The following is a 1,144-nucleotide window of genomic DNA, read 5'->3' on the forward strand; positions in this document are numbered from 1 at the left end:
AGCAAGTGTTGAAGGTGTTGCTGGCGGCTTTGCAGCAGCAGTGGGACTTGTAAGAGCCCAATGGGAAGTAGAGGGGCGTCCAAGTGGCAATAATGGAAGTGCTAACGGTACTGTAGTTACCTACGATCAAACCCAAGTAGGGGTAGATGGCACCATTGGCTATCCTACAGGTAGCCCAACGGGGAATACGCTAATTTCTTCAGTCAACGGCACTGAATGTAAAAACGTCTTCGACCTAATTCTTCAGTCAGCCCCTACGAACACAACGTCAACCAGCGATACAGTTGTCGCTGATTTCAGATATGCCGTTCGTGAGGACGACTCAGGTGCAAATACACTTTGTGTTTACTACTTAGTTGAATCTATGGGTTTACCTAATAGCTCAGCACCGGCAGACGGAACGCCAGACGGTACAACGTACGACGGTTTCACTTACAACCCAGCCACTGGCCAGGTTACTGTTTTTTAATTAATACCTAGGAAGTTTAATTATGCAAAAAGTATCAACACAACAGGGTTTTACCCTAATCGAGTTAATCATTGTTATTGTACTGCTGGGTATTCTAGCGGTAACCGCAGCACCTAAGTTTTTGAACCTTCAAGATGATGCGCGTGACGCAACGCTTGAAGGAATTAAAGCCTCTCTTCAAACCTCGGCGTCGGTTGTTAATGGTAAAGCTTTGATCAACGACGTTTTGGGTACCACGGACACACCAGTAACGTTAGATGTTGGATCTGATAACGTGACTATTGTAAACGGATATCCAGAAGCGACTAATGCTAATATGGCTGCACTGCTTGATATTGAGTCTGCAGATTTTGGTACTGCTGAAATAACAGCATCAAACTCGGTTCTCGTATATGCAAAAGGGTTTAGCACCTACTCTACGACAGCTCCTACTACTACCACTGCTCCTTGTTCAGTTGAGTACTTTAACTCCACAGGTGAAGGGGTTCGACCTTCAATAGTAGTCAACACTTGCGTTCAGTAATGTGAAGAAAGCCGGTTTTACATTAGTAGAACTTATCATAACCATATTGGTTATTGGGGTGCTGGCGGTAACCGCCGCACCTCGCTTTCTTGGTAACGATACGGAAGAAGCTATCGCCCTTCGCGATCGCACACTTCAAGTCGTTCGTAACA

General features: G+C 45.5%; 3 protein-coding genes. All 3 read left to right on the forward strand.

Annotated features, from left to right (window positions below; translation table 11 throughout):
* Nucleotides 1-469 (forward strand): agglutinin biogenesis protein MshB (locus QVA83_RS19925; RefSeq protein ID WP_287498863.1); only part of this gene is annotated, 469 nt, incomplete at its 5' end.
* Nucleotides 470-491: 22 nt separating this feature from the next.
* Nucleotides 492-992 (forward strand): type II secretion system protein, encoded by a 501-nt coding sequence (locus tag QVA83_RS19930; protein WP_039236896.1) that lies wholly within the window; start codon nucleotides 492-494, stop codon nucleotides 990-992.
* Nucleotide 993: 1 nt separating this feature from the next.
* The coding region (locus tag QVA83_RS19935) for a type II secretion system protein (protein WP_287498864.1) at nucleotides 994-1,144 on the forward strand (151 nt) is incomplete at its 3' end.

Source organism: Alteromonas sp. AO-Serp, assembly GCF_017849675.1.
GTDB classification, from domain to species: Bacteria; Pseudomonadota; Gammaproteobacteria; order Enterobacterales; family Alteromonadaceae; genus Alteromonas; species Alteromonas macleodii.

What these genes read in the sequence shown, in the direction of transcription:
- QVA83_RS19930 (WP_039236896.1), top strand. Translation starts at nt 492, where the DNA reads ATGCAAAAAGTATCAACACAACAGGGTTTTACCCTAATCGAGTTAATC.